At 32.5% G+C, this 26,358-nt stretch carries 35 protein-coding genes and 5 pseudogenes; 2 read left to right on the top strand and 38 right to left on the bottom strand.

The annotated features are described in order from the left end of the window. Positions 1 to 6 precede the first annotated feature (6 nt). The 5 genes and pseudogenes from fmt to AZF37_RS13215 form a co-directional block, all read right to left on the bottom strand. Entirely contained in the window at positions 7 to 948 is a 942-nt protein-coding gene (gene fmt / locus AZF37_RS04585; RefSeq protein ID WP_088369770.1) for a methionyl-tRNA formyltransferase, read from the bottom strand. Beyond that, complete coding sequence (def, locus tag AZF37_RS04580) at positions 948 to 1,400, bottom strand: peptide deformylase (protein WP_088369769.1); 453 nt, start codon at positions 1,398 to 1,400, stop codon at positions 948 to 950. The genes fmt and def overlap by 1 nt, the downstream gene beginning before the upstream one ends. Positions 1,401 to 1,410: 10 nt before the next feature. Continuing rightward, positions 1,411 to 3,594: a replication restart helicase PriA gene (gene priA / locus AZF37_RS04575; RefSeq protein ID WP_088369768.1), complete on the bottom strand. Its 2,184-nt coding sequence runs from the start codon at positions 3,592 to 3,594 to the stop codon at positions 1,411 to 1,413. A 13-nt stretch (positions 3,595 to 3,607) separates the two neighbouring features. Continuing rightward, positions 3,608 to 3,907, bottom strand: a pseudogene (locus AZF37_RS12290) (DUF554 family protein); the annotation flags it as partial. A gap of 10 nt (positions 3,908 to 3,917) precedes the next feature. Then, positions 3,918 to 4,321, bottom strand: a pseudogene (locus AZF37_RS13215) (DUF554 family protein). An 84-nt stretch (positions 4,322 to 4,405) separates the two neighbouring features. Between AZF37_RS13215 and AZF37_RS04555 the strand changes: the two are divergent. Then, a complete protein-coding gene (locus AZF37_RS04555; protein ID WP_281178949.1) occupies positions 4,406 to 4,765 on the top strand; it encodes a hypothetical protein in 360 nt (119 codons plus the stop codon). 79 nt (positions 4,766 to 4,844) lie between these two features. Here AZF37_RS04555 and AZF37_RS10385 read toward each other — a convergent pair whose 3' ends face one another. Both AZF37_RS10385 and AZF37_RS04550 read right to left on the bottom strand, forming a co-directional pair. After that, entirely contained in the window at positions 4,845 to 5,015 is a 171-nt protein-coding gene (locus AZF37_RS10385) for a hypothetical protein (RefSeq protein WP_162473893.1), read from the bottom strand. 12 nt (positions 5,016 to 5,027) lie between these two features. Further along, positions 5,028 to 6,170, bottom strand: a complete 1,143-nt coding sequence (locus AZF37_RS04550; protein ID WP_088369763.1) for an aminotransferase class V-fold PLP-dependent enzyme — start codon at positions 6,168 to 6,170, stop codon at positions 5,028 to 5,030. Positions 6,171 to 6,225: 55 nt separating this feature from the next. On the opposite strand from AZF37_RS04550, the gene AZF37_RS04545 reads away from it, so the two are divergent. After that, on the top strand, positions 6,226 to 6,459 hold the full coding sequence (locus AZF37_RS04545) for a putative Se/S carrier protein (protein WP_162473892.1): 234 nt from the start codon (positions 6,226 to 6,228) through the stop codon (positions 6,457 to 6,459). A gap of 7 nt (positions 6,460 to 6,466) precedes the next feature. Here the strand turns inward: AZF37_RS04545 and AZF37_RS04540 are convergent, their stop codons facing one another. From AZF37_RS04540 to AZF37_RS04405, 31 genes and pseudogenes are all read right to left on the bottom strand, one after another. Then, the gene (locus tag AZF37_RS04540; protein WP_162473891.1) at positions 6,467 to 8,359 is read right to left on the bottom strand and encodes a DUF2207 family protein; all 1,893 of its coding nucleotides are present in this window, start codon (positions 8,357 to 8,359) and stop codon (positions 6,467 to 6,469) included. After that, positions 8,352 to 8,906 carry a LemA family protein gene (locus tag AZF37_RS04535; protein ID WP_245612055.1) on the bottom strand — a complete coding sequence of 185 codons (555 nt, stop codon included), beginning with the start codon at positions 8,904 to 8,906 and terminating at the stop codon, positions 8,352 to 8,354. The genes AZF37_RS04540 and AZF37_RS04535 overlap by 8 nt, the downstream gene beginning before the upstream one ends. Before the next feature lie 95 nt (positions 8,907 to 9,001). Then, entirely contained in the window at positions 9,002 to 10,144 is a 1,143-nt protein-coding gene (rpoD, locus tag AZF37_RS04530; RefSeq protein WP_216634032.1) for an RNA polymerase sigma factor RpoD, read from the bottom strand. Continuing rightward, positions 10,144 to 11,985 (bottom strand): DNA primase, encoded by a 1,842-nt coding sequence (gene dnaG, locus AZF37_RS04525; protein ID WP_162473890.1) that lies wholly within the window; start codon positions 11,983 to 11,985, stop codon positions 10,144 to 10,146. Before dnaG ends, rpoD begins: the two co-directional genes overlap by 1 nt. Beyond that, entirely contained in the window at positions 11,985 to 12,431 is a 447-nt protein-coding gene (gene nifU, locus AZF37_RS04520) for a Fe-S cluster assembly scaffold protein NifU (protein ID WP_088369757.1), read from the bottom strand. Before nifU ends, dnaG begins: the two co-directional genes overlap by 1 nt. Before the next feature lies 1 nt (position 12,432). Beyond that, the gene (gene nifS, locus AZF37_RS04515; protein WP_172793078.1) at positions 12,433 to 13,626 is read right to left on the bottom strand and encodes a cysteine desulfurase NifS; all 1,194 of its coding nucleotides are present in this window, start codon (positions 13,624 to 13,626) and stop codon (positions 12,433 to 12,435) included. After that, positions 13,613 to 14,062 carry an RrF2 family transcriptional regulator gene (locus AZF37_RS04510; RefSeq protein ID WP_088369755.1) on the bottom strand — a complete coding sequence of 150 codons (450 nt, stop codon included), beginning with the start codon at positions 14,060 to 14,062 and terminating at the stop codon, positions 13,613 to 13,615. The genes nifS and AZF37_RS04510 overlap by 14 nt, the downstream gene beginning before the upstream one ends. A gap of 131 nt (positions 14,063 to 14,193) precedes the next feature. Then, a pseudogene (locus AZF37_RS04505) lies at positions 14,194 to 14,705 on the bottom strand (GNAT family N-acetyltransferase). A gap of 43 nt (positions 14,706 to 14,748) precedes the next feature. Further along, on the bottom strand, positions 14,749 to 16,410 hold the full coding sequence (locus tag AZF37_RS04500; protein ID WP_088369754.1) for a B12-binding domain-containing radical SAM protein: 1,662 nt from the start codon (positions 16,408 to 16,410) through the stop codon (positions 14,749 to 14,751). A 12-nt stretch (positions 16,411 to 16,422) separates the two neighbouring features. Then, positions 16,423 to 17,430, bottom strand: a complete 1,008-nt coding sequence (locus AZF37_RS04495; protein ID WP_088369753.1) for a deoxyguanosinetriphosphate triphosphohydrolase — start codon at positions 17,428 to 17,430, stop codon at positions 16,423 to 16,425. 21 nt (positions 17,431 to 17,451) lie between these two features. After that, entirely contained in the window at positions 17,452 to 17,814 is a 363-nt protein-coding gene (locus tag AZF37_RS04490; protein WP_088369752.1) for a hypothetical protein, read from the bottom strand. After that, positions 17,801 to 18,955 (bottom strand): THUMP domain-containing class I SAM-dependent RNA methyltransferase, encoded by a 1,155-nt coding sequence (locus AZF37_RS04485; RefSeq protein ID WP_342668694.1) that lies wholly within the window; start codon positions 18,953 to 18,955, stop codon positions 17,801 to 17,803. Before AZF37_RS04485 ends, AZF37_RS04490 begins: the two co-directional genes overlap by 14 nt. Continuing rightward, complete coding sequence (locus AZF37_RS04480) at positions 18,945 to 19,799, bottom strand: 3'-5' exoribonuclease YhaM family protein (RefSeq protein WP_088369750.1); 855 nt, start codon at positions 19,797 to 19,799, stop codon at positions 18,945 to 18,947. Before AZF37_RS04480 ends, AZF37_RS04485 begins: the two co-directional genes overlap by 11 nt. Positions 19,800 to 19,973: 174 nt before the next feature. Then, positions 19,974 to 20,138 (bottom strand): Smr/MutS family protein, encoded by a 165-nt coding sequence (locus tag AZF37_RS04475; protein WP_088369749.1) that lies wholly within the window; start codon positions 20,136 to 20,138, stop codon positions 19,974 to 19,976. Positions 20,139 to 20,171: 33 nt separating this feature from the next. After that, positions 20,172 to 20,378 carry a MutS2/Smr-associated SH3 domain-containing protein gene (locus AZF37_RS04470; protein WP_088369748.1) on the bottom strand — a complete coding sequence of 69 codons (207 nt, stop codon included), beginning with the start codon at positions 20,376 to 20,378 and terminating at the stop codon, positions 20,172 to 20,174. A 108-nt stretch (positions 20,379 to 20,486) separates the two neighbouring features. Further along, on the bottom strand, positions 20,487 to 20,777 hold the full coding sequence (locus tag AZF37_RS04465; RefSeq protein WP_088369747.1) for a hypothetical protein: 291 nt from the start codon (positions 20,775 to 20,777) through the stop codon (positions 20,487 to 20,489). Positions 20,778 to 20,840: 63 nt separating this feature from the next. Then, entirely contained in the window at positions 20,841 to 21,101 is a 261-nt protein-coding gene (locus tag AZF37_RS04460; RefSeq protein ID WP_245612078.1) for a MutS-related protein, read from the bottom strand. 34 nt (positions 21,102 to 21,135) lie between these two features. Further along, positions 21,136 to 21,498, bottom strand: a complete 363-nt coding sequence (locus tag AZF37_RS04455) for a hypothetical protein (protein ID WP_088369745.1) — start codon at positions 21,496 to 21,498, stop codon at positions 21,136 to 21,138. 184 nt (positions 21,499 to 21,682) lie between these two features. Beyond that, positions 21,683 to 21,874 (bottom strand): hypothetical protein, encoded by a 192-nt coding sequence (locus AZF37_RS04450; RefSeq protein WP_088369744.1) that lies wholly within the window; start codon positions 21,872 to 21,874, stop codon positions 21,683 to 21,685. Between the two features lie 130 nt (positions 21,875 to 22,004). Next, positions 22,005 to 22,244, bottom strand: coding sequence for a hypothetical protein (locus tag AZF37_RS04445; RefSeq protein ID WP_088369743.1), 240 nt, complete (start codon positions 22,242 to 22,244; stop codon positions 22,005 to 22,007). An 83-nt stretch (positions 22,245 to 22,327) separates the two neighbouring features. Then, entirely contained in the window at positions 22,328 to 23,197 is an 870-nt protein-coding gene (locus tag AZF37_RS04440) for a U32 family peptidase (RefSeq protein ID WP_162473889.1), read from the bottom strand. A gap of 27 nt (positions 23,198 to 23,224) precedes the next feature. After that, a pseudogene (locus tag AZF37_RS13210) lies at positions 23,225 to 23,344 on the bottom strand (hypothetical protein); the annotation flags it as partial. A 20-nt stretch (positions 23,345 to 23,364) separates the two neighbouring features. Then, positions 23,365 to 23,544, bottom strand: coding sequence for a hypothetical protein (locus tag AZF37_RS04435; RefSeq protein ID WP_088369741.1), 180 nt, complete (start codon positions 23,542 to 23,544; stop codon positions 23,365 to 23,367). 5 nt (positions 23,545 to 23,549) lie between these two features. Further along, positions 23,550 to 23,732: a hypothetical protein gene (locus tag AZF37_RS04430; RefSeq protein WP_088369740.1), complete on the bottom strand. Its 183-nt coding sequence runs from the start codon at positions 23,730 to 23,732 to the stop codon at positions 23,550 to 23,552. Next, positions 23,717 to 24,022 (bottom strand): annotated as a pseudogene (locus tag AZF37_RS12280) (peptidase U32 family protein); the annotation flags it as partial. The gene AZF37_RS04430 and the pseudogene AZF37_RS12280, both read right to left, overlap by 16 nt. A gap of 23 nt (positions 24,023 to 24,045) precedes the next feature. Further along, positions 24,046 to 24,426, bottom strand: a complete 381-nt coding sequence (locus AZF37_RS12275; protein ID WP_088369738.1) for a peptidase U32 family protein — start codon at positions 24,424 to 24,426, stop codon at positions 24,046 to 24,048. Positions 24,427 to 24,441: 15 nt separating this feature from the next. Next, positions 24,442 to 24,672, bottom strand: a complete 231-nt coding sequence (locus tag AZF37_RS04415; RefSeq protein ID WP_088369737.1) for a peptidase U32 family protein — start codon at positions 24,670 to 24,672, stop codon at positions 24,442 to 24,444. A gap of 135 nt (positions 24,673 to 24,807) precedes the next feature. Beyond that, positions 24,808 to 25,065, bottom strand: coding sequence for a radical SAM family protein (locus AZF37_RS11570; protein WP_245612053.1), 258 nt, complete (start codon positions 25,063 to 25,065; stop codon positions 24,808 to 24,810). Between the two features lie 36 nt (positions 25,066 to 25,101). Further along, on the bottom strand, positions 25,102 to 25,281 hold the full coding sequence (locus AZF37_RS11565) for a radical SAM family protein (RefSeq protein ID WP_245612052.1): 180 nt from the start codon (positions 25,279 to 25,281) through the stop codon (positions 25,102 to 25,104). Beyond that, positions 25,278 to 25,556 carry a radical SAM family protein gene (locus tag AZF37_RS11560; RefSeq protein WP_245612051.1) on the bottom strand — a complete coding sequence of 93 codons (279 nt, stop codon included), beginning with the start codon at positions 25,554 to 25,556 and terminating at the stop codon, positions 25,278 to 25,280. The genes AZF37_RS11565 and AZF37_RS11560 overlap by 4 nt, the downstream gene beginning before the upstream one ends. Before the next feature lie 307 nt (positions 25,557 to 25,863). Beyond that, a complete protein-coding gene (locus tag AZF37_RS04405; protein ID WP_088369736.1) occupies positions 25,864 to 26,169 on the bottom strand; it encodes a hypothetical protein in 306 nt (101 codons plus the stop codon). Positions 26,170 to 26,358: the final 189 nt, after the last annotated feature.

The raw sequence follows: 26,358 nt of genomic DNA, 5'->3' as shown, positions 1-26,358 counted from the left end.
CACTCCTTATTTACTCGATTCTAATTTTTCACCTATATTTAATGGATTGCCATTTAAATAGGCTTTAAAATACATTACTTTTTTACCAGAAGGTTTTAATTTGGTAATAAAAATACCTCCTACTTTACATTGTACTAGAATACCTTTTTTTTTGTCAATTTTTATTATTTCACCCATTTCACCTATCAAGTCAATAGGCTCATAAACTGCTTTGCAAATGCCTAGAGGTTCCCCTTTATAAAAAGCAAGTGCAAAGGTTCTCGGCTGCAAACCTCTTACTAAGTTAATAATATCTTTGCCCTGTGAATTAAAAGCAATATAACGATCCTCTTTAGTTATTTTATGTGCATAAGTAGCGTCCTCACTATTCTGAGCTATGCCTGTTAGTTCACCATTTTGCAAAGCTTGAATACCCTCAATTAATATTTGAGCCCCTAGTACTTTTAATTTTGATTCCACGTCACCGCTAGTCATAGTATCAGAAATTTCCATTTCTCTTTTCAAATACATTTCCCCAGCATCTAAGGCTTTAACCACCTTTATTAAAGTAACGCCAGTTACCCTTTCTCCAGCCATAACTGCTCGCTCTATAGGAGCAGCTCCCCTGTACTTAGGTAATAATGAGCCATGAACATTTAATGGAACAATACTAGGAATTGCTAATAACTGTTCTGATAATAGTTGTCCATAAGCAATTACAACTAAAAAATCAGCATTAAATTTCTTTAAAAAATCAACAGATTCAGCAGTATTCACATTTTCTGGTTGATATACAGTTAAACCTAATTCCAGAGCTACTTCTTTGACTGGTGTCCCCTTGATTTTTTTACCTCTATCTCTTTTTCTATCTGGCTGAGTAACAACACAGTCAACAGCCATACCATTTGCTACAAGCTGTCTTAAGGGTTCTACAGCAAATTCACTGGTTCCTAAAAAAATTATCCCCATTATATGGCCTCAATATCTGTTGCTTTTTCAATAAATAAAATGCCATTTAAATGATCAATTTCATGTTGCAGAATTCGTGCTAATAAATCTTCAGCTTCAATTGTAATAGAATTGCCATTAATATCAAATCCCCTAACAGTAACTGATGTAAAACGCTTAACCTGACCCATTCTATCAGGAACACTTAGACAACCTTCTTCACCAACTGCTTCACCATCGCATTTAACTATTTCTGGATTAATTACTTCAATTAGTCCATTTCCATCATCAACAATGATTACTCTTTTGGAAATACCAATCTGCGGTGCCGCTAATCCTACACCATAATGTGCTCTCATTGTATCCTTCATATTATTAATCAACTTATTCATTCTTTCATCAAATTTAGTTACCTCTTTAGCCGTTTCCTTTAAAAAAGGATCCCCAATTCTTAATACTTGATAAATTGCCATTATTACCTCCTTAAAGCAGTCCATTGGGATTTCGTTCCATATAAATCAACAACTGCCTACTCTGATTTAAATATATCTTATCTAGATAGCTTTTAAAATAAACTTCAACTTCAGTTAATCTTTTGTTTCCTTTAGGAATTTTAAACAGTATTTGCCAACCGAATTGATCCCTTATTTTCTTAATGCTATTAGCCTTAGGTAAAAATAATTCTTCTGAAAAAAAATCTCCTTTAATTTCATCATAAATTGCCCAAGCTTTTTGAATGACTTTAGTCTCATCTATACCCAAAATTTGAATGCGAAAAATTTCGCCGAAAGGTGGATATCTATAGGCTTCTCTAAAAGCTAGCTCACTGTTATAAAAACCTTTGAAATCAAAATTTTCTATCTTCTTAAATATTATATCAAAAGGTCGATAACTTTGTAACAAAACTTCGCCTTTTTCATATCTTCTTCCTGTCCTACCAATGACCTGAAGCAGTAACTGAAAAGTCCACTCTCTCGCCCTATAGTCAGGAAAGTTTAAGGATAAATCACCAAGTAAAATCCCAATGAGAGTTACATTAGGAAAATCAATGCCTTTTGCTATAAGCTGGGTACCAACTAAAATATCAATTTCTCCTTTTTTAAAAGACTCAATTATATAGTGTTTCCTATTTTTGCCACCTTTTAAATCCCCATCTAATCGAGCTACAGTATAGTCAGAATAAGACTCCTTTATTAATTGTAAAACCTGTTCCGTTCCCAAACCAATACCTCTAATTCTTTGGGATTGGCATTCTGGACAGACTTTTAAAACTTCCTTTTCCTTGCCACAATAGTGACAAACCATTTTCTTTTTCTCTCGATGATAAGACATGGCTAAATCACATGAATCGCATTTCATCACAAAGCCACAATCTCTACATAATAAAAAATTATAGTAACCCCTTCTATTTAAAAACAGAAGCACTTGCTTACCATTTTCTACAGTCTTAGTTATTGCTTTTCTTAGTTTCTCACTAAGAATAGAATAATTACCGAGCTTTAACTCTGCAGCCATATCTATAGTTTCAACTTCTGGATTTTCTTGGCTATAAAATTTCTTTTTTAAAGCAAGACCAATCAGTTCTTTTTCTTTAACCATAAACATACTTTCAACTGAAGGGGTCCCGCTACCTAATATAACCGTGGCTTTTTCAATTTCACTTCTCATTAAAGCAACTGTTTTACCATGATAAATGGGCATTGTATTTTGATAGTAACTATTATCATGCTCTTCATCCACAATGACTAACCCTAAGTTTTCCATTGGTACAAATACAGCTGACCTTGGTCCAATGAGAATATTTTTTTCTTTATGCTTTAAAGCTTCAATATTTTTTTTCTTCTCACCAAAAGACATTTGGCTATGCCACTTTACTACATTTTTAGGAAAAGCTTTTTCAAAACGATCAATCATTTGTTCTGTTAAATTAATTTCTGGAAGCATAACTAAAACCTGTTGACCTTTATCTAAAGCCTTTTTAATGCAATGGAAATAAACTTCAGTTTTGCCACTGCCAGTTACACCGAAAAGTAAATATTTTTCTGCTTTACCTTCACTAATATTCTTTTCAATTATATTATAACATGCCTGCTGTTCCTTATTTAACTCATGGAGATGGACATGCTTATCTTCTTCTCTTTTATATAACTCAATTAAACCATCCTTTAATAAAACTCTTAAAATAGATAAACTAATTGAACTACCTAAAACCTCTTTCAATAAAATAGGTCCAGTTAAAAGACTTTCTAAAAAAATTTTTTTCTTAGATTTTCTCATTGATTCAATACTGAAGCAACCTTTTTCTGTTATGGTTGCTGTTAAAACCTCAAAAGATTCCTTGTAATCCCCTACTGTTAGAAACATTAACTTTAATGCGCTTGCATAGGGAATAAAATAATAATCTCTGATTTTTTTTGCCAATAGCAACATCTTCTCATCAGGAAAAACTTTATTTTCTTTAATCTCAATAATATCTTTAATATCTTCATTAATTGCTTCACCTTCAAGAGATAAAACGTATCCTTCTATTTTTCTATCACCATTGCCAAAAGGAACAGTTACACAAGATCCTAACGTTATGGATTTTTCTAAATGCTCAGGTACTCTATAGGTAAATAGTCGATTTAGACTTCTAACTTCAAGACTTGGCAATATTTGTGCTAACAAATTTTTCTCTCCTTTAAAAATAGTTTTTAAGAGTGCCTATTAAACTTTGAATAGGTTCATATAATATAGGAATAAACATTGCAGGCAATAAATTAACAATATTAAGCTTCTTAATTTTCAACAAATTAATACCCAGTCCAATAATGAGTATGCTTCCCATTACTGAAATAGCGCTAATAGTTTCAGGACTTAGTATATCCACTAACAAAAATGCTCCTAAAGTAACTAAGCCTTGATAAACCAAAACGCTTATTCCTGATAACAATACATTGAAACCAAATGCAGAAGCAAAAATAAAAGCAGTAACACCATCTAATGATGCTTTAAATCATTAATAGACTTAAGTCATTTTCAAAAACAGCCTTAATTGGTCCAATAATAGACATAGAACCCACACAGAAAATCATAGTTGTCGTAATAAAACCTTCTTTAAAGTTATCATTATCTTTATTGTCTTTAGTAAACTTACACTCTAGAAAATGCGTAAATTTTTCTAACTTTTTTCTAATTTTAAACTTTCACCAATAATAGCACCTAGAATAATTGAAAACAGATAGAGTAAATGGTTTTCACCTACAATAGCGCCACTGATTCCAATTACCAATGTGAAAATACCAAAACCTTGCATAATTCTATCTCCAATTGCTGCTGGCGTTTTTTTTCTAAATAAAAGCCCCAGTGTACCACCAACAAAAATAGCACCAACATTAATTAATGTACCTAACATATTTCGCCTCTTATGATTTACTATGATATAATAAATAAAAAAACTTAAGGAGTCTCTCATGGATAAAAAACACTTGCCAGCTATATTGATCACACTTGTTTAAAACAAAATATGACTATTCTCGATTTAGAGAAACTCATAGGAGAAAGTATTGAAAATAATTTTTTTAGTATTTGCATTCCACCAATGTATGTTTCTAAGGGACGTGAGATGCTAAAGAATATACCCGTAAAAACAATAACCGTTGTAGCATTTCCCCTAGGCTATAAAAACCTTAAATCAAAAGCAGTAGAAACCTATCAGTGCCTCACTGATGGCGCTGAAGAAATCGATATAGTCGCCAATATACCTCACCTTAAAAATAGAAATTTCATTGCTTACCAAGAAGAAATTGAAAGTATCAAAAAAGTTTGTCAGTCTATTCCATTAAAAGTTATTATTTAAACCAGTCTTTTAACCTCTAAGGAAATTACAATTGCTTCAAAATTAGCAGCAACTGGAGGTGCGGATTTTATTAAAAAATCTAGTGGGTTTGGCCAAAGAGAGGCGCAACCTTAGAAAATATTGACTTAATAAAAGCTGGAGCACCTAAAACTAAAATAAAAGCCTCTGGCGGCATTAGAACGACAATTGACGCTTTAGCGCCTATATTGAAAAAGGCGTGTCTAGAATAGGCACTAGTAACGGTATCCAAATATTAGCTGGTTTAGAATAAACTATCAAAACAGTTTAAAACATAATCAACTTCTTCATCAGTAGTATAATGTCCCACTGAAAAGCGAATACTTCCTCTTAAATCTGAAAATGTCTCATGGGCTAAAGGAGAACAATGTAAGCCACTTCTAGCCATTATTTGAAAATATTCATCAAGATAATCAGCAAACTCACCATTATCGACATTTTCAATATTAAAAGACATGACCCCAATTTTAGGAACAGCCATATTACCATAAAAATGAATATTAGGAACACTATCTAAAAGACCTTTATATAATCTGTTATGAAGGTCCTTTTCTTTTCCTTCCAGTTGTAGAATACTTTTCTCAAGAAGATACTCAACAGCCGCACCCAACCCAGCTATCCCAACTGCATTGACAGTACCAGCTTCAAAATGATCAGGTAAAAATCCAGGCATTAGAGCATTTTCTGATAAACTACCTGTTCCTCCGTGAATGAGGGGTGGTATGGACTCACCTAATGATTTTTTAATTAAAAAACCACCGGTTCCCATAGGTCCCATTAAATGTTTATGTCCAGTAAAACAAAAAACATCCATTGGTTGATTTTGAAAATCAACAGGCAATATACCTGCACTTTGAGCACCATCAACAACTAAAAGAATATTATTTTCTCGGCAATATTTGCCAATATCATTAATTGGCATAATGTGACCTGAAACATTAGAGGCGTGATTTAAAATAAAAGCCTTTGTATTATTTCTCTTTTTATTTTCCAAACTCTCAAAAGAAAACTCACCTGATGGCAATACTGCTACAATGTCATAGGTAATTAAACCGATTTGTGCTAAATAATCAATAGTTCTATAGACACTGTTATGCTCAATAGATGAAATTAAAAAATGATCACTTTTATTAGCTAATCCCTTTATTACAATATTAAGAGCTTCCGTTACATTTTTTGTAAAAATAACTTGGTCTTCCAAACTGCCATTAAAAAATTTCAGAATATTGGCTCTGGCTTGAAAAACACATTGACCTGCTTCAACAGCTAACTGGTATCCTCCTCTGCCAGGATTAGTATTATTGTTATTAAAAAAAGATGACATAGCTTCAAAAACCACTGCTGGCTTTTTATAACTTGTTGCCCCATAATCTAAATAAACTTCCATTTAATTCTCCTTATGGTTTATAATATAATTAATGACTTATGAAAGGATGATACTAATGACCTATATTTACATTACATTTTCCTCAACACATGATGCACTAACTTTTGAAAATACATTTAAAGGACGATTCCCTTTTAGAATAGTACCTGTACCTAGAGAAATTAGTACATCATGTGGCATTGCTGCAAGACTTGATGAAAAAGATTCAAAAACCCTTGAAGATGCTTTAAAGAAACATCCGGTTGCCTATGGGGAAATTCATAAAATCACTAAACAAAAACCGTTTTAGGAGGGGGTTACCAAGAACCCCCTCCACCACCGCCAAATCCGCCACCGGAGAATCCCCCTCCACCACCAGTGCCACCACCAGCAGAATTAAACTGACCAATACTACTAGATCGAATACCTGTATCAACAGCACTATTCATACTGTTCATTAAACCACCATATATCCAGAGATAGGTAAATGGCACACCGCTGTTACCTTGATACCAATCAGGCTGAACAACATCAATATCTTTAAATTTATCAATCCAAACCTTAGTTACCCCAAAAACATGAGCATAAGGTAGAATATCATAAAAATACATAGGTGATTCATTAATGAGCTTTTCCAGCTCATCTTTTTTTGCTTTATCAATAAAAGTTCTAAATCCTTTTAAGCGGCCCATTAACATGGCTTGGTCAGCATTCCTTTTTATGATGAAAAAACTCCAGAGGAAAGAAAAACCAAAAAGTAAATATAGCACAACTAAAGAAACCACACCCGTCACAAGCATTAAAATTAGGCTACCGCCTATAATTGTCACGATAGTAACAATAAATGAACCTCCTTTACCTCTACCAATACCAGAAATACTTTTTTCAAGAATATTACCGCTAATGGAAAGAATAATCAATGTAGCTAAATATATAACAATGCTTACAAACATGCCTACAGGTGTTTTATCTGCCAGACCTATAATAATAGGAATCACAGGAATACAAGCCAAAATAAAGCCTAGGACCATAAAGCCTTTGCTCTTACCTTCAACAACTTTACATGCAGGAAGCATGGAAATAGTATTGCTTGCAATTTCATAATAATCTTTTTCAATATCTGCCTTAGCCACTTCATCTTTTTCTTTGAAGATACTATTATAAAAGTAAATAATGTGATCTGCTTCTTCTCCTAAGGATTTATTGGTTTTCTTTAAAATAAAGTTATCCTTATCTTCAAAAGAAATATTCAGATAACCTTTATTTGCTAAGTAATAAAACAAACTACTACATTTTTTTACTTTGTCAGGTGTTACCACATCTAAATCCGTTTCTCTCAAATACTTATCCACAGCAATTGGAGATAAGCCTTCAGGTGGATAAAATTCTACAACGGATACAATTTTATGGCTTCTGCCAAAGAAGAACCATAATAACAAAATAACGATTAACACCACAATTGAAGCAACTAAATAGCCTGGTAAAAAAGCATCATAGGTAGATGACAGTATAGCGGCTGCTGAAAAATAGTCATCAGGCACAGGAATAAAGACTGTTAAAAACTCATTAGGCCCTATAGGTTTTACTACATCTGCTACAATAGCCTTATTAACATCATCATAACCAAAATTAGTAAACGCTGTTTTAGAACCAATAGCACCTTGGAAAAATTGTATTTTACTATCGTCAATGGCTTTAGGTAATTGAATTCTAATTCTTCCTTTATCTATATTAGTAGACATATTACCCATAATATTGTAATAAATAAATTGCTGATTTCCAGGTATTTTACCAACTTTATAATCAAAGTTTATCTTATAAACATAATTACCTGTTAATTCCTTATCTGCATCTCCAATTTTAAGTACTTTGACTGATGTCCCCTCACTACTGTCTGTAGATACATCAAAAGGATAATCGAGAACATTAATATTCTCGATTCTTGGAAATACATTTCTGTTTTCTGAAAAACGATAAGGTATAAATTTAAAAATTCCATGTTTTGGTACTGGGAAATTAACAAAGATACTTTCTTGTACTTCGTAAAAATTCTCATCCGTTATATTTATATTTACATCATAATTAGTGACTCTATAATTACCTGTATTATTAGTACTACTAGCAAAAAGGCAGCTACCCGTAAGAGCAGCTGCAAAAAAACATATTAAAGTAACAGCTACTAGCAGCTGCTTTCTATACATTTTAATCATTAAATTTAACCTCCACAGGTTGTGTGCTCGCTTCATCTACTTCAAAGTAAGGCTCTTCCTTAAATCCAGTAATACCAGCAACAATGTTATTTGGGAAAGATTGAACAGCAATATTGTATTCTCTTACGTTTGCATTATAATATTTTCTGCTCATAGCAATTTCATCTTCAATAGCTTGAAGCTGTCTTTGCAAATCTAAAAAATTTGTATTTGCTTTTAAATCAGGATAGCTTTCAGCTACAGCAAATAAGCTCTTTAATGTGCCAGTAAGCATATTTTCAGCTGCGAATTTATCCTCAGCATTGGTTGCGCCCATAGCTACATTTCTCGCCTGGGTAACATTTTCCAATGTACTCTTCTCATGATTCGCATAACCTTTTACAGTCTCCACTAAATTAGGAATTAAGTCATACCTTTTCTTAAGATATACGCCGATAGTGGAAAAGGCTTCTTTGACTTTGTTTTTCAAACCTACTAAACGGTTATAAAATGCAACAAAAAATACTATAATCAATAAAATGATTACGCCTACAATAATCCATACCATAACTTTCATCTCCTTCTAAATTCTTCACTATATTATAACATATCTACTTAAAAAAACACATAACAAGGCCTCTTAAAAAGACGCCTTGTTATCTTTTAATCTAAATAATCTTTAAGTTTCTTACTTCTACTAGGATGTTTCAATTTTCTTAATGCTTTGGCTTCGATTTGTCGAATTCTTTCCCTAGTTACTCCAAATTCTTTACCAACTTCCTCCAAGGTTCTACTTCTCCCATCATCTAATCCGAAACGAAGTGTTAATACTTTCTTTTCTCGCTCAGTTAATGTGTCCAGAACTTCCTCTAACTGCTTTTTCAAAAGCATAAAAGCAGCAATATCAGGAGGAGACAAAGCACCTTCATCTTCAACAAAATCACCAAGGTGACTATCTTCTTCTTCGCCAATTGGTGTTTCCAAAGAAACTGGTTCTAAAGAAATTTTTTGGATTTCTCTAATCTTATCTAAAGTAACATCCATTTCCTCAGCAATTTCCTCTGGTAGCGGTTCACGGCCTTTTTCCTGTAGCAATTGTCTTGAAACACGAATATATTTATTAATAGTTTCTACCATATGAACAGGTATACGGATTGTCCTTGCTTGGTCAGCAATTGCTCTAGTAATGGCTTGACGAATCCACCAAGTAGCATACGTACTAAATTTAAAACCTTTTGTGTAATCAAATTTATCAATAGCCTTAATAAGTCCCAAGTTTCCTTCCTGAATCAAATCCAAAAACAACATACCTCTACCAACATAGCGCTTTGCAATACTAACTACCAGTCTCAGATTTGCTTCTGCTAGTTCTTTTTTGGCTTCATCATCGCCAGATTCCATACGCTTTGCCAATACAATTTCTTCTTCTGAAGTTAAAAGATCAACACGTCCAATTTCTTTTAAGTACATACGAACTGGATCATCAGTTGAAACCCCTTCAGAGACAGATAAGTCTAAAGGTTTCGCTTCTTCAATCTCATCAATCTCATCATTTAAAATATCTAAACCCTGTTTTTCAAGTTCATCATAAATAAAAGTAAATTCTTCTAAAGATAACTCTAAATCCTTATAGCTATCTTTAATCTCTTCCCTAGTTGATAATGTAATGGCAGACTTGTTGCCTTTAATAATATCTGTAATAATTCCTTGAAGTTGTTCTTTTTTACTGTCACTAATTGCGAGATCAATATCAGCTTCTAGCACATCGTCTTTAGTCACTTTTTTTGTCGCCTTAGCTTTCCTCATCATAAAACTCCTTTTTGTGTTTTCTCTATTTGAGTAATTTCCTTTGTATAGAAAATACCCTCTTTTTGTAGTTCGTTAAGCAAACTCTTATTTCCTTCTTTTTCTGCTAATTTCATTTTAACAATTATTTCGTTAAGCAATACCTTTAAATAATTTTTTCTAACAGCAAGTAAGTAACACTCAAAATCTTTTTCTTCCATAACAGGGAATTCGTATTCTGATTCCATTGTAAGAGCTGCCAAAATACTTTTCATATCCAAGTCTGAATGTAGTTTAGCTAAAATTACATCCATCCTTCTTTCCTCTGAAGGTAATGCCAAAATATAATCCAATAAAGCTCTTATTCTCTCATTCGTAAAAGAAACTAATATTTCTTCATTAAACAGATGAGCAAATTGCAAATGATTAGTAAAAAGCTTAACAGCTGCTAATTGGCTTTTATCAAGAGGCTCCTCTGCTTCGATTTTTTTTGGTTTTTCATTTATTCTATCTTCTCTATAGTGGTTTGGTTTTGAAGGCGTTAATTTTTTGCCAAAGACAATAGATTGAAGTTCTGTTTTATCCATTGCCAATTCTTCAGCTAAAATATTTAAATACTCATTTCTTAATAATTCATCTTCAAAAGACATCACATAAGATAACAATTGCCTCACACATTTAACTTTTTCCTCCGGAATTTTACAATCAAAACGCTCTTTATTATAATCTAAGATATATCTAAATCCGCTTTTAGCTAGACGTATTCTTTCTAAAAATGCATTTAATCCAAATTCTCTAATATAATCGTCTGGATCCTTAGCGCCAACTAATGTAGCAATTTTCACTTCAACTTCTAAAGGTTTTAATATATCAATGGCTTTTAAAGCAGCCTTTATTCCAGCATCATCACTATCATATACAACAACAATTTCATTACAATACCTCAGCAACAAACGACCTTGCTCCTCAGCAAAGGCAGTGCCTAAGGAAGCTACACTATTTTTAACACCATTTTGCCAGACAGAAATAACATCCATATAGCCTTCCATTAAAAGCACTTGATTCTGCTTTTTAATAGCTGGAAGTGCATGCTTCAAAGCAAATAAATTATTTTTCTTTCTAAATATAGGTGTTTCCTGACTATTTAAATATTTAGGTTCATTATTGTTAGGTTCATTATTGCCAATAGATCTTCCTCCAAAGGCAATAATTTTGCCTTGAGAATTTTCAATAGGAAATATTAAGCGATTATAAAATTTACAATAAATACGGCCTGTATTGTTTTTACCAAAAATACCAGATAGAAGCAACTCTTCCTCTGTATGGTGCAATTTAATTAACTGTTCTACTAGCTCATCACTATGATATGGAGCATAACCTACTTTAAATGTTTCTAAAGTTTCCTTTAAAAGACCTCTTTTTTGTGTATAGTAAAATGCCTCTCTACCTAGCTCACTGTAAAATTTTCTATAGAAATATCTAGCAACAAAAGCATGTATTGTATATAATCTCTCAATTTTTTCTCGCTCTTCATCACTGACATGTTTTCCTTTGCCAGCAACTTTGGCTTTTTCTGTGTCAATGCCTAACTTTTCTCCTAAATAAACAATAGCTTCACTAAAAGTTAAATCTTCATATTCCATTAAAAACGAAAAAACATCCCCAGAAGCACCACAGCCAAAACAATAGTAAATTTGTTTTTCTGGACTGACTACAAAGGATGGTGTTTTTTCTCCATGAAATGGACATAGGGCAAGGAAATTTCTCCCCCTTTTTTTAAGGGGGAGAAATTCACCTATTATGGAAACAATATCGCCTTTATTTCTTATTTCTTCAATGACACTATTATCATAATAGCTCACTATTCATCGTCCTCCTCCAAGGATTCTTCATGATCATGAATATCTTCTTTTGGCGGTTTTAATCCTTCAATTTTAATACTTTTTTTCTCAGCATAATCCCATAAAGCAGCATGAATAGCTTCTTCCGCTAATAAGGAACAGTGGACTTTAGCAGGTGGTAAGCCATCAAGGGCTTCTGTTACTGCTTTATTTGTTATCAGTAACGCTTCCTCAATAGTTTTACCTTTAACTAATTCTGTTGCCATACTACTTGCAGCAATAGCTGCACCACAACCAAAAGTTTTAAATTTCACATCTCTAATAATGTGATTATCATCAATATCTAAGAAGATACGCATTATATCTCCACATTTTGCATTACCAACAGTACCGACACCATCAGCACCTTCAATTTCGCCCATATTTCTTGGATTCATAAAATGTTCCATTACTTTTTCAGTATACATCTTATTTTGCTCCTTTCGTTTTTAAAAAATCTTCATATAAAGGAGACATACTTCTTAAACGCTCAATGACTCCTGGAATTACCTGAAGAAAATAGTCAATTTCCTCTTTTGAATTAAATTCACTTAAAGTTAATCGTAATGATCCGTGGGCAGTTTCATGTTCTAAACCAATGGCTAATAGAACATGTGATGGATCTAATGAACCTGATGTACAAGCTGAACCGCTAGAGCCACAAATTCCGTACATATCAAGTGCTAATAACATTGATTCGCCTTCAATAAAGCTAAAACTAATATTCGCATTACCAGCTAATCTCTTTTCTCGATGACCATTTAGTCTAATATGAGGAACTTTTTTTATAACTTCATCAATTAAGTACTCTCTTAGCTCTAAAACTTTTTTTGTATTGCTGGCCATATTAGCAGTTGAGATTTCCAAAGCTTTGCTCAAACCTACAATACCTGTTATATTTTCAGTCCCAGGTCTTTTATTACGTTCCTGTCCACCACCTTCTAAAAGGTTAGTAATTTTAACGCCTTTTCTAATATAAAGAGCACCAATACCTTTTGGTCCATGAAACTTATGAGCAGATAAAGATAATAAATCTACTGGCAATGTTTTTAAGTCAATTGATACTTTCCCAATAACCTGTGCTGCATCTGTATGAAAAAGAATACCTTTATCCTTTGCTAAAGCCCCAATTTCTGCTATAGGTTGAATAGAACCAATTTCATTATTAGCATACATAACTGTAATTAAAATAGTATCAGGTCTAATGGCTCTTTTCAAATCATCTAAAGAAATTATTCCATATTCATCTACTGGTAAATAGGTAACGTCAAAGCCTTCTTTTTCAAGTTTCTGACAGACATGTAAAACAGCATGATGCTCAATTGAAGATGTTATAATGTGTTTACCTTTGTTTTTAAGTTTATCGACTGCCCCTAAGATAGCCCAATTATTAGCTTCTGTTGCGCCACTTGTAAAAAATATTTCTTTATCAGTTGCTCCTAGTAACTCTGCTACTATTTTTCTTGAATTATCCAAATATCCTTTTGTTTTTCTGCCAAAACTATGAACACTAGATGGGTTACCATATAGTTCTTCAGAAAAAGGTCTCATAGATTCAACAACTTCTGAATACACTTTTGTTGTTGCAGCATTGTCAAAATAAATTACTTTATTCTCCATCATTTCTCCTCTTCTCTAGTACCTCTTGCTTTTTTATTAAGTCATCTAAGGTCATATGATCGATGACTTCTCTAATTTTCTCTGCTATTTCATCTCCAATTACTCTTGAAACACAAGAGTCAAATGTATCGCAACTTTCGCTTTTATTATCGCCACAGCCACAAACATCTAAGGGCCCTTCTAAAATAGCAAGAAGTTCGGAAACTGTAATATTGTTTGGAGAAACTGCTAAACAGTAACCTCCTAAAGCACCCCTTTGTGTTTTCACAAAACCAGCTCTTTTTAATTTAGCAATTAGGCGTTCTAGATAAGCTTCAGAAATATTTCGATTATTAGCTATAGAGCCAAGAGGAATATACTCTTCATTATCCCTAATATAGCTTTTTCCTAAATCAGTCATAGCAATTAATCCATACTTTCCTTTTGTAGACAACTTCAATTAAAATACCTCCTTTTCTAATCATAACCAAATTGGTTGGGTTTCTTACTTAATAGTATCACTAGAGTTCCTACCTGTCAACAAAAAAGAGACTATTTTTCAATAGTCTCTGTATTTTTTTACACTGCAAATTAATTTAGAAAGGATTGGCTAAATATATAAAACTCTTCTTGACTTAATTGATATTTCTTTTCCATTTTCTTAAGTTTACCATCAAAAATATCAGCCTCTTTACTATCAACGCTCATTACTGGACTTTCATAATATAGCCATTTCTTTCCTTGAAGAACACCTTCTTTAAGCTCTTTTACCAACATAGCTGCTGGTAGTTTTCCATCTTCAATAGACATATTAAATCTTTTACAGCTTTTAAATCCAATGGAAACTGGTCCAAACGTTAGAATTTCTTTTTCTTTTCCACTTCATCAACTAGTTTAGCCTTCGTATACATTATATTCCCTATAACTTTACCCTTATATTCAATTACGAAATCTAGTCCAGGTATAAAATCCTCATGATTACGCATAATATGAACCAAATAGTGCTCATTACAACCTGATACAAACAAATTATTAAAAGCCTTTCTTGTAATTGCTTCGACTAGCTTGTATTCCTTTTCTTCTTTGTTTCTAATAGTAATCATGTTTTCCTCTCTATTGTTTCTTTAACAGTTACTTGAATTTAAATTATTCAACTAACAATTTTTCCTCAATTAAATTCATTTCTGGATACCCATAAATAGTTTGCTTTTTTTCATAGTCTAAAAGATAGAAAGTGTTTTCTTTCCTGCCAATAACGCCATCAGTTCCTATTATTACATATTCAAAAGGTAGTTTTATTATCTTCAACCACTTTAGCCTATCCTTACTAATACCATACTTCTGAATCTCATCTTTATAAGCTAAAAGAGGCTTCATCTGAAGCTGAGCATCCAATAAAAATAAGGGCTCTTTTTTATGCCTGTGATTTAGATGCCAATCTATAGTCATTATAGAAAGCAGCTCATGCGTATCAATATTTGCACAATTATTTTTTATAAATTTCATTAAAAATTCAAATTTCTCTTCTATACCTAACTGATCTTCTCTATGGAAATAAAGTTCTCCCAGTTTTTCAAAAAAAATAAAAAAGTTATCTATCTTATTTTTTAAATAAAGAAAAGTCTGTCTAAAGTAGGCTGTATTATAAAAAACATCAACACCTTCTTCTACATACTTAATTTTAAATAAGTCTGATACAGAGAGATCAGCTGTTTCTAAAACCTCATAAGGAGGATAACTTCTGTACACAATACCCCATTTATCACCTTCACGCTTCAAACGAGTATTAGGAATAACTTTTAAAAATCCAACTTGGAATATATGTCCATATATTTGATAAACATTATTAAAGGATTGTTGGAAAGATTGCAGATCTTCTAAGGGTAATCCTGCAATAATGTCTGTATGAACATGAATATTACCTTCTTTGATTAAGTCCTTACAATGTTCTTTAATTTTATTGAAATTATTGAGTCGACCTACTGCTTCCAATGTTTTATAATTAGTTGACTGAATCCCTACTTCTAACTGAAATAAACCAACAGGTGCCAGCTGAAAAAAATCAATAAGCTCACTGCTGACTTTATCAATACTGACTTCAAAATGAAAATTACATTTATAATCAGCAAATTGAAGTAAAGTTTTTGCTACTTCTAAAGCCCATTTAGGATGGGCATTAAATGTTCTATCAACAAATTTAACCTGATTTACACCAGCATCAAGTAAAGCCTTAATCTCTTCTTTAATATGTTTAGGGGATTTTAAACGCAATACATTATCTTCACCAGATAAACAATAACTACACTTAAAAGGGCAACCTCTACTACCCTCATAATAGACAATTTTATGCTCTAAACAATCTAACTCATAAGGAAATGGTAATTTATCTAAATCTATGTAAATATCTTTATTTTCAATTAATTGCAATCCAGTGCAATTATTTTTCAAAAATTCATCAAAAATAAGTTCACCTTCGCCTACTAATAAATGGTCAATGTATTCATAGGATAAATAATCTTTTGAAATTTCTGGCCCACCTAATACAATTGCTGTGTTAGGCAGAATCCTTTTTATAGACTCTGCTAATTTTAAAATAATTTCTTTATTCCAAATATAGGTTGAAAAACAGATAACTTGACTTTTAACTTCTACAATTTTCTGAAATAATTTATCAATTGGTTCATGAATAGAACTTTCTAATCTTCTTAGTTCATGATTGTATTTACCTTGGGAATAATTAAAAAGGGTATCAATAGCTAAATTTTTATGAATATAACGAGTATTAATACCTACCAACAATACTTTCATGAAATGCACTCCTTATTCAATATTCTTATAACCAGCTGGTAGATAGATTTTTTTAAATATGTTGACAGCAAAACTATCTGTCATCCCAGCAATATAGTCTACAATACGTCTTTCTTTAGTGACATCAATATGTTTAGCATATTCTTCTGGTAGCCGATCCTCATGTTCCAAATAAAAAGCATATAGTTCATTTAATAGGCGATCAACTTTATCATCTTCAATTTTAGCCTTCGAGTTCACATAAACTTTTTCAAACATATATTGTCTTAAATCATCAATTGCTTGTTTAATTGTCGGTGACGGTACTACATAATCTTGATCCATACTATAATGAATGACATCAGCAACCATTGTATTTATTCTCTCACCGTGCTTATTACCTAAAATATCTAAACAAGACTCAGGTAATTCATCTTCCTTTATGATTCCACCTCGTAAGGCATCATCAATATCATGGTTTAAGTAAGCAATTCTATCAGAGAGCTTGACTACATAGCCTTCAAGAGTTTTTGGGGTTCTTTTTCCAGTATGGTTAACAATGCCGTCTCGAACTTCAAATGTTAAATTTAAACCTTCTCCATCTTTTTCTAAAACATCAACTACTCTTAAACTTTGTTTATAATGGGTAAAACCACCTTGATCTTTTAAAATTCTATTCAAAACCTGTTCTCCAGAATGTCCAAAAGGAGTATGTCCCAAATCATGTCCTAAAGCAATTGCTTCAGTTAAGTCTTCATTTAAACACAGACCTTGAGCAATTGTTCTAGCAATTTGCGCTACTTCTAGCGTATGCGTTAACCTTGTTCTATAGTGGTCTCCAGGGGAAATAAAAACCTGCGTCTTATGCATTAAACGTCTAAAAGATTTACAATGAATAATCCTGTCTCTATCTCTCTGAAAGTCAGTTCTCAACTCACTTGGTTCTTCAGGACGAACCCTGCCTTGTGAATTTTTACTTAAAACAGCTCTTGACGACAATACTTTTTCTTCAAGTGTTTCAATTCTTTCTCTAATGATCATTTTATCACTTCTTTCTCAGGGCTAGATAAACAAGAAAATTGTAAGGACAACAACAGCAACAAGGTGAATAGCGCTCATTACTGTAATCTGCCTTAGACTTTTCTCATAAGAGATAATAGTATCAGTATATTCCTTTTTTTCTTCTTCTGTTACATTTGTTATATTTTTTTCAGTTTCAATGCTCTTAATTAATCCTTTGCGCCAGTTTAGCAAAATCACACTAAAAAGTATGGCAAAAAGGCCTAATACTAAAATACACAAAGAGAATATTAATACTTCTTTATCTGTAATTTTCATAATAGCAGCTACCATGCAAACAAGGATAATAATAATGGAAATTATTCCAATTCTTTTATACTTTTCTAAAATATTATTTTCCTTCATTGTCAACATCCTTTCTCATTGGTGGCTTAGGTCCTAAATACTGGTAATAGGTACATTCTATTTTTCCGTTGTACAGCTTTCTTCTACGGCTTGCTTTTTGTCCAAATACTTTTTCAAAATCCTTATAGGCAGTTAAAAAATAACAGGACCAAGTTGGATGTTCTTCATAAAACCCACCCATATATTTATAAAGGGGTTGAACAGACTCAGCGCTTCCCATGCGTTCACCATAAGGTGGATTAGCAATGATAATACCATATTTTTTAGAACTTTTAAATTCCTTAACATCTAATTTTTGAACATGAATTTTCCCTTCCAAGCCAGCATTTTCAATGTGAGCCCTAGCCAACGATAATTGACTACCGTCTACATCACTGCCAAAAATATTTAGCTCCTCATTGAGAATAGAATCTCTTCCTTCTTCTCGAATTTTTGCAAAATCACCTGTCCCTAGATTTTCCCAAGTTTCACAAACAAAAGAACGGTTTAAGCCTGGTGGTATATTTAAAACTTTCATTGCAGCCTCTATTAGAATAGTGCCTGTTCCACAAAAAGGATCATATAAAAATCTATCTTGGCTATAATAACTTAAATCGACTAAAGCAGCCGCCAAAGTCTCTTTTAAAGGCGCATAGCCAGTTAAATTTCGGTAGCCTCTTTTATGAAGTCCTGGACCTGTCGTATCAATTGTTAATATTACCTCATCTTTTAAAAGAGTAACTTCAATTTTATAGAGAGGTCCAGTCTCCTCAATCCAGTTTGTCTTATAGTATTCTCCTAAACGAGTTGCAATTGCTTTTTTCACCATTTTTTGACAATTAGGCACGCTATGTAGTAGTGACTTAATTGATTTGCCAACTACTGGGAAAGTAGCCTTATTAGGAATAAAATCCTCCCAAGGAATACTGTATGTATTGTCAAAAAGCTCCTCAAAGGAATAAGCCTTAAACTTATTGACACAAATTAAAACACGATCGGCTGAACGCAAATATAAATTACATTTCTTAATGGCTTCTCCACCTCCTTTAAAAAGAACACCACCATTAAATGTTTCAGTAATAGGATAGCCTAGTTCCTCTACCTCCCTTTTTACAATAGCTTCTAAACCAAATGTAGCAGTAGCAATTAAATTAAATTCCATTATTCTCTCTCCATTTCGGTTTGTAAATATGTCTATTATCTAAAGTATAAATTCTATCAGAAAATGTACCTGGCTCTAAGTGACTATAAATATAATCATATTGATTCATTTTAGCATCAATGTTATCAATTAAATGTAAAAGCTCTGCTTCTGGTAGTGCAGGAGGTTTAGGACTACCAAATTCAGCTTTATTATGATGGGACAATACTAAATGCTCCAACACGATAATAATTTCTTCATCAATTCCTGCTTCTTTACCAATACGGTTAATATGAGTAACACCTGTTACTAAATGTCCCAGCAAATTACCTTTAAGTGTATAATCTTCTACCCCAAATTCATCAGCAATCATCTCTTCAGTTTTATCTAAATCATGAAGAATAATACCTGCTAACAAAACGTTTCTATCTAGAAATGGATAAATAGGCAATAGTTTCTCACCAATTTGGACCATTGTAGTGGTATGATATAAAAGTCCTCCAATAAAGCTATGATGAATTGACTTAGCCGCAGGATAATATAAGAGTTTTTCTTTAATTTCTGTTACTCTTTTACTAACAATAGTTTTAATAGGTTCAAAAGTAAAACTATTAATAGTATCTATTAGCATTTCATACATGATCTCCCCAGAAAGAGGAGCATTTTTAATAAAAAAAGCCTTGTCAATGTTGTCTTCCGGTATGGCTTCTCTAATTTGCACAATATTAAGTTGTAAAGCACCTCTGTATTCCTCAACCTTAGCTTTTACTTTGACTAAAGTGCCTCTTACAATTGGCTGAACCTTCACTGGATCACAGCGCCAAAACTTAGCCGTTATTTCCCCTGTTTTATCAACTAACAGCAAGTCTAAATATTTGCCATTAGTAGCATCTTTTAGATTCTGTTCTTTTACTAAAAAAATGTAATAATTTCTTCACCTTTTTCCAGTTCACTAATATCCATTTACTTCTCCTTTATTTAAAATATACGACAGTCACGCCAGTACCGCCTTATCCTGTTTCACCTAACCTAAACTCTTTTATATGAGGATGTTTTTCAAATAACTCCAGATGCCTTTTTGAAGAACACCAGTTCCTTTACCATGAATAATCCTCACAAATGGATAATTACCAAGATAGACATCATCTAAATACTTATCCACTAGATAGACGCCATCCTCTATATTATGACCGCGAACATCAATTTCTGTAGCAACATAATTGCTTTTAAAGTTTCCTCAACTTGGCATTACAGATTCTACAGTCTCCACAGTCTTTATTTTTCCCAATCCATTGAAAGGTACTTTTATAGTCATCAGACCAACCTTAACATGAGCAGTTTTTTTATGAGTGTCTATAAACTCAACAGTCCCTTCCTTATTAACAGAATAAACTAAGACTGAGTCCCCAACCTCAACAGATTTTAAACCTTCTCTTGTATTCACTGTATTGGTTTTTAAAAACTTGTTTTCAAGTCCCTTAATTTTCTTTCTGATTTGATTAGTTATTTCAGGTTTATTTTTAAATTGTTCTTTTAATGCTTCAATTATTTTTTATGATTCAATTCTGAGATTATAAAGTTCCAGCTCCGCTTTCTTTTGCTCTTTTTGAAGTTTATCCTTACGTTTTTCTTCAAACTTATCTTTGTCTTTTTCCAAAGCTTCTCTCGCATTAGTCAACTCTTTTTTCAGTTTATTTACTTTTATTGTTTCTTCTTTAAGTTCATTTCTAGTTTTATCTAAGTCAACAATTAATGCTGAAACCTCTAAAGCGCCTTCTTGTTGAAAATTTTTGGCCATTTCAATAACACTAGGATCTAAACCATAACGGTTGGGCAACTGCAATACCTAAACTAGCCCCAGGCGTTCCAATTACTAGTTTATAAGTAAGGGGATAAAGTATTCTCATCAAAATGTAACTGAACCATTTTCAAAGCCCTCATTTTCATAAGTAAATGCTTTTAACTCACCATAGTGAGTTGTGGCAATTGTTCTCGAACCATTTTCTCCTAGATGAGTTAAGATAGCCATGGCTAAACTACTGCCTTCTGAGGGATCAGTACCACTACCTAGCTCATCAAAAAGCAATAGAGATTGATAATCGCCTTCATCTACCATTTCTTTAATTTGCACCATATGAGATGAAAAAGTACTTAAAGACTGCTCTATACTCTGTTCATCACCAATTTGAGCAAATACTTTTTTAAAAAAAAGGCATTTTAGTGCCTATTCTAGCAGGTACGCCTAACCCTAATCGAACCATTAGTGAAAATAAACCTACCATTTTTAATACAACTGTTTTACCCCCGGTATTAGGACCTGTAATAATTAAAGTATGAAATTTTTCGCCTAAGAATACATTATTAGGAACAACATTTCCTTCTAGTAGAGGGCGTTTACCAGAATATATTTCCATAATACCTTTATTGTTTAAATCCGGTACTATACCTCTCATTTGAGACAATAATGATGCCTTAGCTAAATAAAAATTATAATAGCCTAACCCTTTAAAATTACTTTCTAAATCCCTAGACTCTAAATAAGCCCATTCTGATATACTTCTCAAGATTCTATCAATTTCTTCTTTTTCTTCTCTTTTAAGAACACCTCTATCGCTTCTAATTTGAATGGCTTCTCTCAGTTCAATAAATATAGTACTACCAGTACTAGAAGTATCTTGAACTAACCCCCGCTTACTTTATGACCATACTCTCTCTTAACACTTAAGCAATAGCTATCGCCTCTTTTAACTACAATAGGCTCTTGTAAAAAAGAAACATACGAACCTTTTTTGTCATATTCTCCACAATAGTTTTCTCTTTATTCTTCAATTGTAGCAGTTTTCGTCTAATTTCTTTTAAAGCTGGGCTTCCTGTATCTAAAATAACTAATGTTTCATCTATCGTATTATTTAAAATATTTTTCAAGTCATCTTTAGTCATTAAAAGCTGAATTAAATTAGAAAAAAGCGGTATTTCAATTGGCTCTTTAAAAAACCTTTAACTTCGGCTAGTTACTTCCAAAAGCCTAAGCAAATTAAATAAATCTTCTTCTTTTAATAGGGATTCTTTCTTATTTTTTTTGAATCGTTAAATCCATTGGAGGTAATCCTCCTGACTTTAACAAGGGGTATTCTCTTTTTATATCCATAGCACAGCTTGTTTCAAATAGCCTGCTTTCAGTTTCTTCATAACTAGAAGCTAGTTCCATATTTATTGCCCAATCCCCTGCTAATGGATGGCTACAAAAGGCAGCTAAACGCTTTCTAATTTCTGCCAACTCAAGAACCATTTGAGTTTTCTCAATCATCATTTCAATTAACTCCTCTATGATAATGACCTTTAGTATAGTTATACACGGTATTTTTTAAATTCTCAATAGCTTTTGAAACCTGATTATTTTTTTTGATTTTCCAAACTCTTAAATAGAAATAAATAACCAGTTAGAACTTTTTCCATTGTTTCTAGGCTATCTAATGAAAAGTCTAACTCAAAATCACTAAATTTCTTTTTATGCAAGGACTCAACATCTTCATTGATAAATAAGTTTTTACTATTAAAAATATGGGTTTTACATAAGGCATCTGTCTTCAAAGGAAAGAGCACATTTTTCCTATCTTTTAAAGTATAGTCAAATTTCCCGCAAGCTTTACCCTGACAACCTATGCTACCATTAATAACACAATGCTCAAGAACCATTAAAGGCAAAGCTCCATAGACTAATAAGCTCCTATTACCTTTAAAATCACTTAAGTTTTTCATATTTAATTCTCTTGAAAGACTAAGACATTCAGCTCCAAAAGCTTCTTTTAGGGCAACATATGTGTAAGGATTATAAATATTTAAATGGCTAACCCCTCTAATAAAAGGTAATTTTCTATTTTTTAAATATACTAATTGGTCTAAAGTATTTGCTTTAAATAAGCTTATTTTAGGATAGAATAAATCAAAAGCTTCTTCTAAAACAGGCATTTCCTCTTCCCTGACAATATTGGGTAGAACTAAGCCTATTCTATCAAGTATTTCAGCTGGTTTATTTTCTAAATAAGCCAATAAGTTTTCTGCTATTCCCTTAAATGGCAGGAGTGGATAAAAAACTTTTTCCACCCCTTGTTCTAAAGCAAACTTCAGTTGGTCAATAGTTGAAACAGTAGCTTCAACTTTGATTTCAGCTATTGATTTAAGAGGTAAATTTAATTTCACAGAAACAGCTTTCTTTCCACTATGGAACAAGGTATCTAAAGCTTCAATACACTCTCTCCTCAATTGATTAAGTGTACTTTTAGGTATAATACAGGCTCCTTTAATTTCATTAATTAAGGAATTTAGTGTATACTTCGTATTGCCAAGACGTATTTGACCTCTTAAAATTTTTTCATCTAGTGGATGCTGTAGCGCTTTTTCTAGGCGGATCTTTGATGCTCTTGTTACTTCTAACCCTTTTCTGTTTTCATAGTTAGCAGAAGTGGCTTACCGATTTCCCCAGAAAACTTAACGTCTAAGAGAATTTTATCTTTGTTTTCTAATTTTTTAATTTGTTCAGTAAGTAGAAGTTTACGTTGACTGCTCTCAATTTTAAAAACCCTGTCTTCTTTACCGATTTTTCTTGGCACATCAATTACAATCGTTTGTCCATTGTGAATCCTCTTTTCACTATGTTGCCATTTAATTCAATTTTACCAACTTCAGTAACAACACGACCATCCCTTTTTGTCCAAAAAGCAATTTTGTCCCCTAGATCTAAATCATTTTTTAGTAAAATAGTTGCTTTATGCCCTTGATACTCTACAACCCGTCCCAAAAAACACCTCTATGGTTAGGCTTTTTGTGACTCATAAGGGCCCTATCTTTAATACCTTTCAAATAACCTTCTGTGAAATCTCTATTAAATACCTCTAACAAATTCTGTTTTTCAGCTTCACTTAATTTATAAGGGGTCCCTTTATAATAAACATCAATAGCCTTGCGATAGTATTTTACAGACTCTGCTACATATTCAGGTGTTTTCATTCTGCCTTCAATTTTAAAAGAATTAATACCTGCATTAATCATCTGCTGCACAGAATCAATTAATAGTAAATCTTTAGGACTTAGATAATGGGCCCTTGGAGCAACTACTTCTTAATTCCTAAGTATAAATTATAGGTAAGTCGACAAGGTTGGGCACAAGCCCCCTTATTTCCACTTCTACCACCAATCATACTAGACAGAAGACATTGTCCTGAATAGCTAATACAAATAGCCCCATGTACAAAAGCTTCTAGTTCCAAGCCACCTTCACTTAGTACTTTAATATCCGCAAGACTAGACTCTCTAGGAACCACAACTCTCTTTACGCCAATATTCTTTAAATAGGTAATTGTTTCTATATTGGCAATTGTCATTTGAGTACTAGTATGTACATCCATCTCAGGGCAATATTTCAAGACTAAATTCATTAAGCCTACATCCTGAACAATAACGCCATCAATGCCAATCTGACTTAGCCAATCAATGAAAACTAAGGCTTCTTATACATCCTCTTTATACAATAATGTGTTAATAGCACAAAACATTTTCACATTATATTTTTTAGTTAAACGACGCGCAATTATTATTTCCTCATCTGAAAAATTTCGAGCACTTTGCCTAGCTGAAAAAGCGCTACCGCCAAAGTAGACAGCATCTGCACCATTTACTGCAGCAGCCTTTAGTTGTTCGATTCTCCCTGCTGGGGCTAGCAATTCTATTTTGTTATTCATACTGCTCCTTCCTAATCATTAAATAAAGATAATTGGTAGCTCATATCTCCATATTTTTTTAACTTACTCATTTCATATACTAAACCATTTTCCCTACATAAAAGGGTAAATTGATTATTTAATTGGCGCCAGTTGTTAGCTGAACAATTGTAACGGCTGGCTGTCAAATTTTTTAAGATACTTTTCCTTTACTCCTGGAAAATACTCCTCTAATTTCTTATAGTAGTACTCTCGTTGTCCTTCCCTGTTGGTCATCCCAAAAGCAGGAATAATAAAGGAAGCGCCATACTTTTTGCTCTCCTTAACAATATCCCTAATATTATCCTCAATAAATGGTAGAATTGGCATCATCGTTACACCAACATAAATACCTAAAGCAGATAATATTCCCATGGCTTCCAACCGTTTTGAAGGTAGAGGGGCATACGGTTATATTATTTTAGCAATTTCATCATCTACAGTTGTAAGGGTAAAAACTACTACAGCAAGCATTTTATTAATTTCCATTAATGCATCAATATCTTTTAAAACAAGATTGCTTTTTGTAACTATAGTAACCGGGTAACGGTTTTCAGCAATTAGCCCTAAAGCCTGCCCCGTTAAATTCAACTTTTTTCTAATGGTATGTAAGGATCGCTCATGGCTCCTGTTCCAATCATTCCTTTTACCCGTTTCCTAGGTAATTCTTTTTTTAAAATTTCAATAGCATTGGTTTTAACACCTATATCTTCAAAGTCTCCAATTTGATAGCAAGTACTTCTTGAATCATAATAGATACAGCCATGGCTGCATCCTCTATAAATATTCATGTTGTACATAACATGAAACCACATAGATGGCTTCTTTGTTTTAATTAACAGACTCTTAGCCACTATTTCATGCATTGAAATCTCCTCTCATTCTCTTTATTATAGCATAATATAAAAGAGAGAAAAGCCATTTAAAAAGAGCCCTAAGGCTCTTTTTAACTTTATCGTTTTTTAATTAAACAACCTACCTCATGAAATGTTAAATTGTTTAATTGTTTTTGTTTGATTTTATAAGGAGTTAACAAAAGAAAACCTCTGCCTTCCTTGATTTTAGTTAAATGACTTACCTTGTTTTCTCTGTTTTCTACAAGGAAACAATTAGTGTTTTCGATTAATTTTTGTACACCTTTTTATACTTTCATTTTTAAGAATATAAATCTCATCAATTCCAAATAGTATCAACAAGACTTCTAAATGTCTCAAGAGGTACAAAATACTCCAAATTCATTGCATCTATTTCATCGTCATCACATCTAAGAAAATAAACCCAGTGGCCATCTTGCCCTATATTAAATCTTAACTTATTCTTATTGGCCTTACTAAATAAAGAAATAACAAATGACGTAGATAATCCTTTAATTACTTCAGTGTGAAAACCTACTATATTAATATTTAAATATGCGCTAATATCTCGACAACAGCGAATCATTTCATCTCTTATAGCTGAATCTTCAGAAAAAACATTCATTATACCACCATGAGGATAACGACCACCTACAGATAGGATCTCATACAGAGCAGTATAAATTTTTCCATCGTTATATAATATGGCAAAACAATTTCAACATCATGTTTTCCTAACCCAGCACCAAAAGAAGTTGCTTGGGAGATTATCTCGTAGGTTATGGGTCAAAATGATTTATAAATATATTTCTAA

Source organism: endosymbiont 'TC1' of Trimyema compressum (assembly GCF_001584725.1).
Classification (GTDB): Bacteria; Bacillota; TC1; order TC1; family TC1; genus TC1.
This window is presented reverse-complemented; position numbering and strand designations above follow the sequence as displayed.

What these genes read in the sequence shown, in the direction of transcription:
- fmt (WP_088369770.1), bottom strand. Translation starts at nt 948, where the DNA reads ATGGGGATAATTTTTTTAGGAACCAGTGAATTTGCTGTAGAACCCTTA.
- AZF37_RS04450 (WP_088369744.1), bottom strand. Translation starts at nt 21,874, where the DNA reads ATGACTAAAGATGACTTGAAAAATATTTTAAATAATACGATAGATGAA.
- AZF37_RS04405 (WP_088369736.1), bottom strand. Translation starts at nt 26,169, where the DNA reads ATGAATGTTTTTTCTGAAGATTCAGCTATAAGAGATGAAATGATTCGC.
- AZF37_RS04550 (WP_088369763.1), bottom strand. Translation starts at nt 6,170, where the DNA reads ATGGAAGTTTATTTAGATTATGGGGCAACAAGTTATAAAAAGCCAGCA.
- AZF37_RS04535 (WP_245612055.1), bottom strand. Translation starts at nt 8,906, where the DNA reads ATGGTATGGATTATTGTAGGCGTAATCATTTTATTGATTATAGTATTT.
- def (WP_088369769.1), bottom strand. Translation starts at nt 1,400, where the DNA reads ATGGCAATTTATCAAGTATTAAGAATTGGGGATCCTTTTTTAAAGGAA.
- AZF37_RS04545 (WP_162473892.1), top strand. Translation starts at nt 6,226, where the DNA reads ATGACCTATATTTACATTACATTTTCCTCAACACATGATGCACTAACT.
- AZF37_RS11570 (WP_245612053.1), bottom strand. Translation starts at nt 25,065, where the DNA reads ATGGGAATATTATCTGCTTTAGGTATTTATGTTGGTGTAACGATGATG.
- nifU (WP_088369757.1), bottom strand. Translation starts at nt 12,431, where the DNA reads ATGTATACTGAAAAAGTAATGGAACATTTTATGAATCCAAGAAATATG.
- rpoD (WP_216634032.1), bottom strand. Translation starts at nt 10,144, where the DNA reads ATGAGGAAAGCTAAGGCGACAAAAAAAGTGACTAAAGACGATGTGCTA.
- AZF37_RS04445 (WP_088369743.1), bottom strand. Translation starts at nt 22,244, where the DNA reads ATGATGATTGAGAAAACTCAAATGGTTCTTGAGTTGGCAGAAATTAGA.
- AZF37_RS04415 (WP_088369737.1), bottom strand. Translation starts at nt 24,672, where the DNA reads ATGAATAACAAAATAGAATTGCTAGCCCCAGCAGGGAGAATCGAACAA.
- AZF37_RS04495 (WP_088369753.1), bottom strand. Translation starts at nt 17,430, where the DNA reads ATGATCATTAGAGAAAGAATTGAAACACTTGAAGAAAAAGTATTGTCG.
- AZF37_RS04540 (WP_162473891.1), bottom strand. Translation starts at nt 8,359, where the DNA reads ATGATTAAAATGTATAGAAAGCAGCTGCTAGTAGCTGTTACTTTAATA.
- AZF37_RS04490 (WP_088369752.1), bottom strand. Translation starts at nt 17,814, where the DNA reads ATGAAGGAAAATAATATTTTAGAAAAGTATAAAAGAATTGGAATAATT.
- AZF37_RS11560 (WP_245612051.1), bottom strand. Translation starts at nt 25,556, where the DNA reads ATGCATGAAATAGTGGCTAAGAGTCTGTTAATTAAAACAAAGAAGCCA.
- AZF37_RS04485 (WP_342668694.1), bottom strand. Translation starts at nt 18,955, where the DNA reads ATGGAATTTAATTTAATTGCTACTGCTACATTTGGTTTAGAAGCTATT.
- AZF37_RS04500 (WP_088369754.1), bottom strand. Translation starts at nt 16,410, where the DNA reads ATGAAAGTATTGTTGGTAGGTATTAATACTCGTTATATTCATAAAAAT.
- nifS (WP_172793078.1), bottom strand. Translation starts at nt 13,626, where the DNA reads ATGATGGAGAATAAAGTAATTTATTTTGACAATGCTGCAACAACAAAA.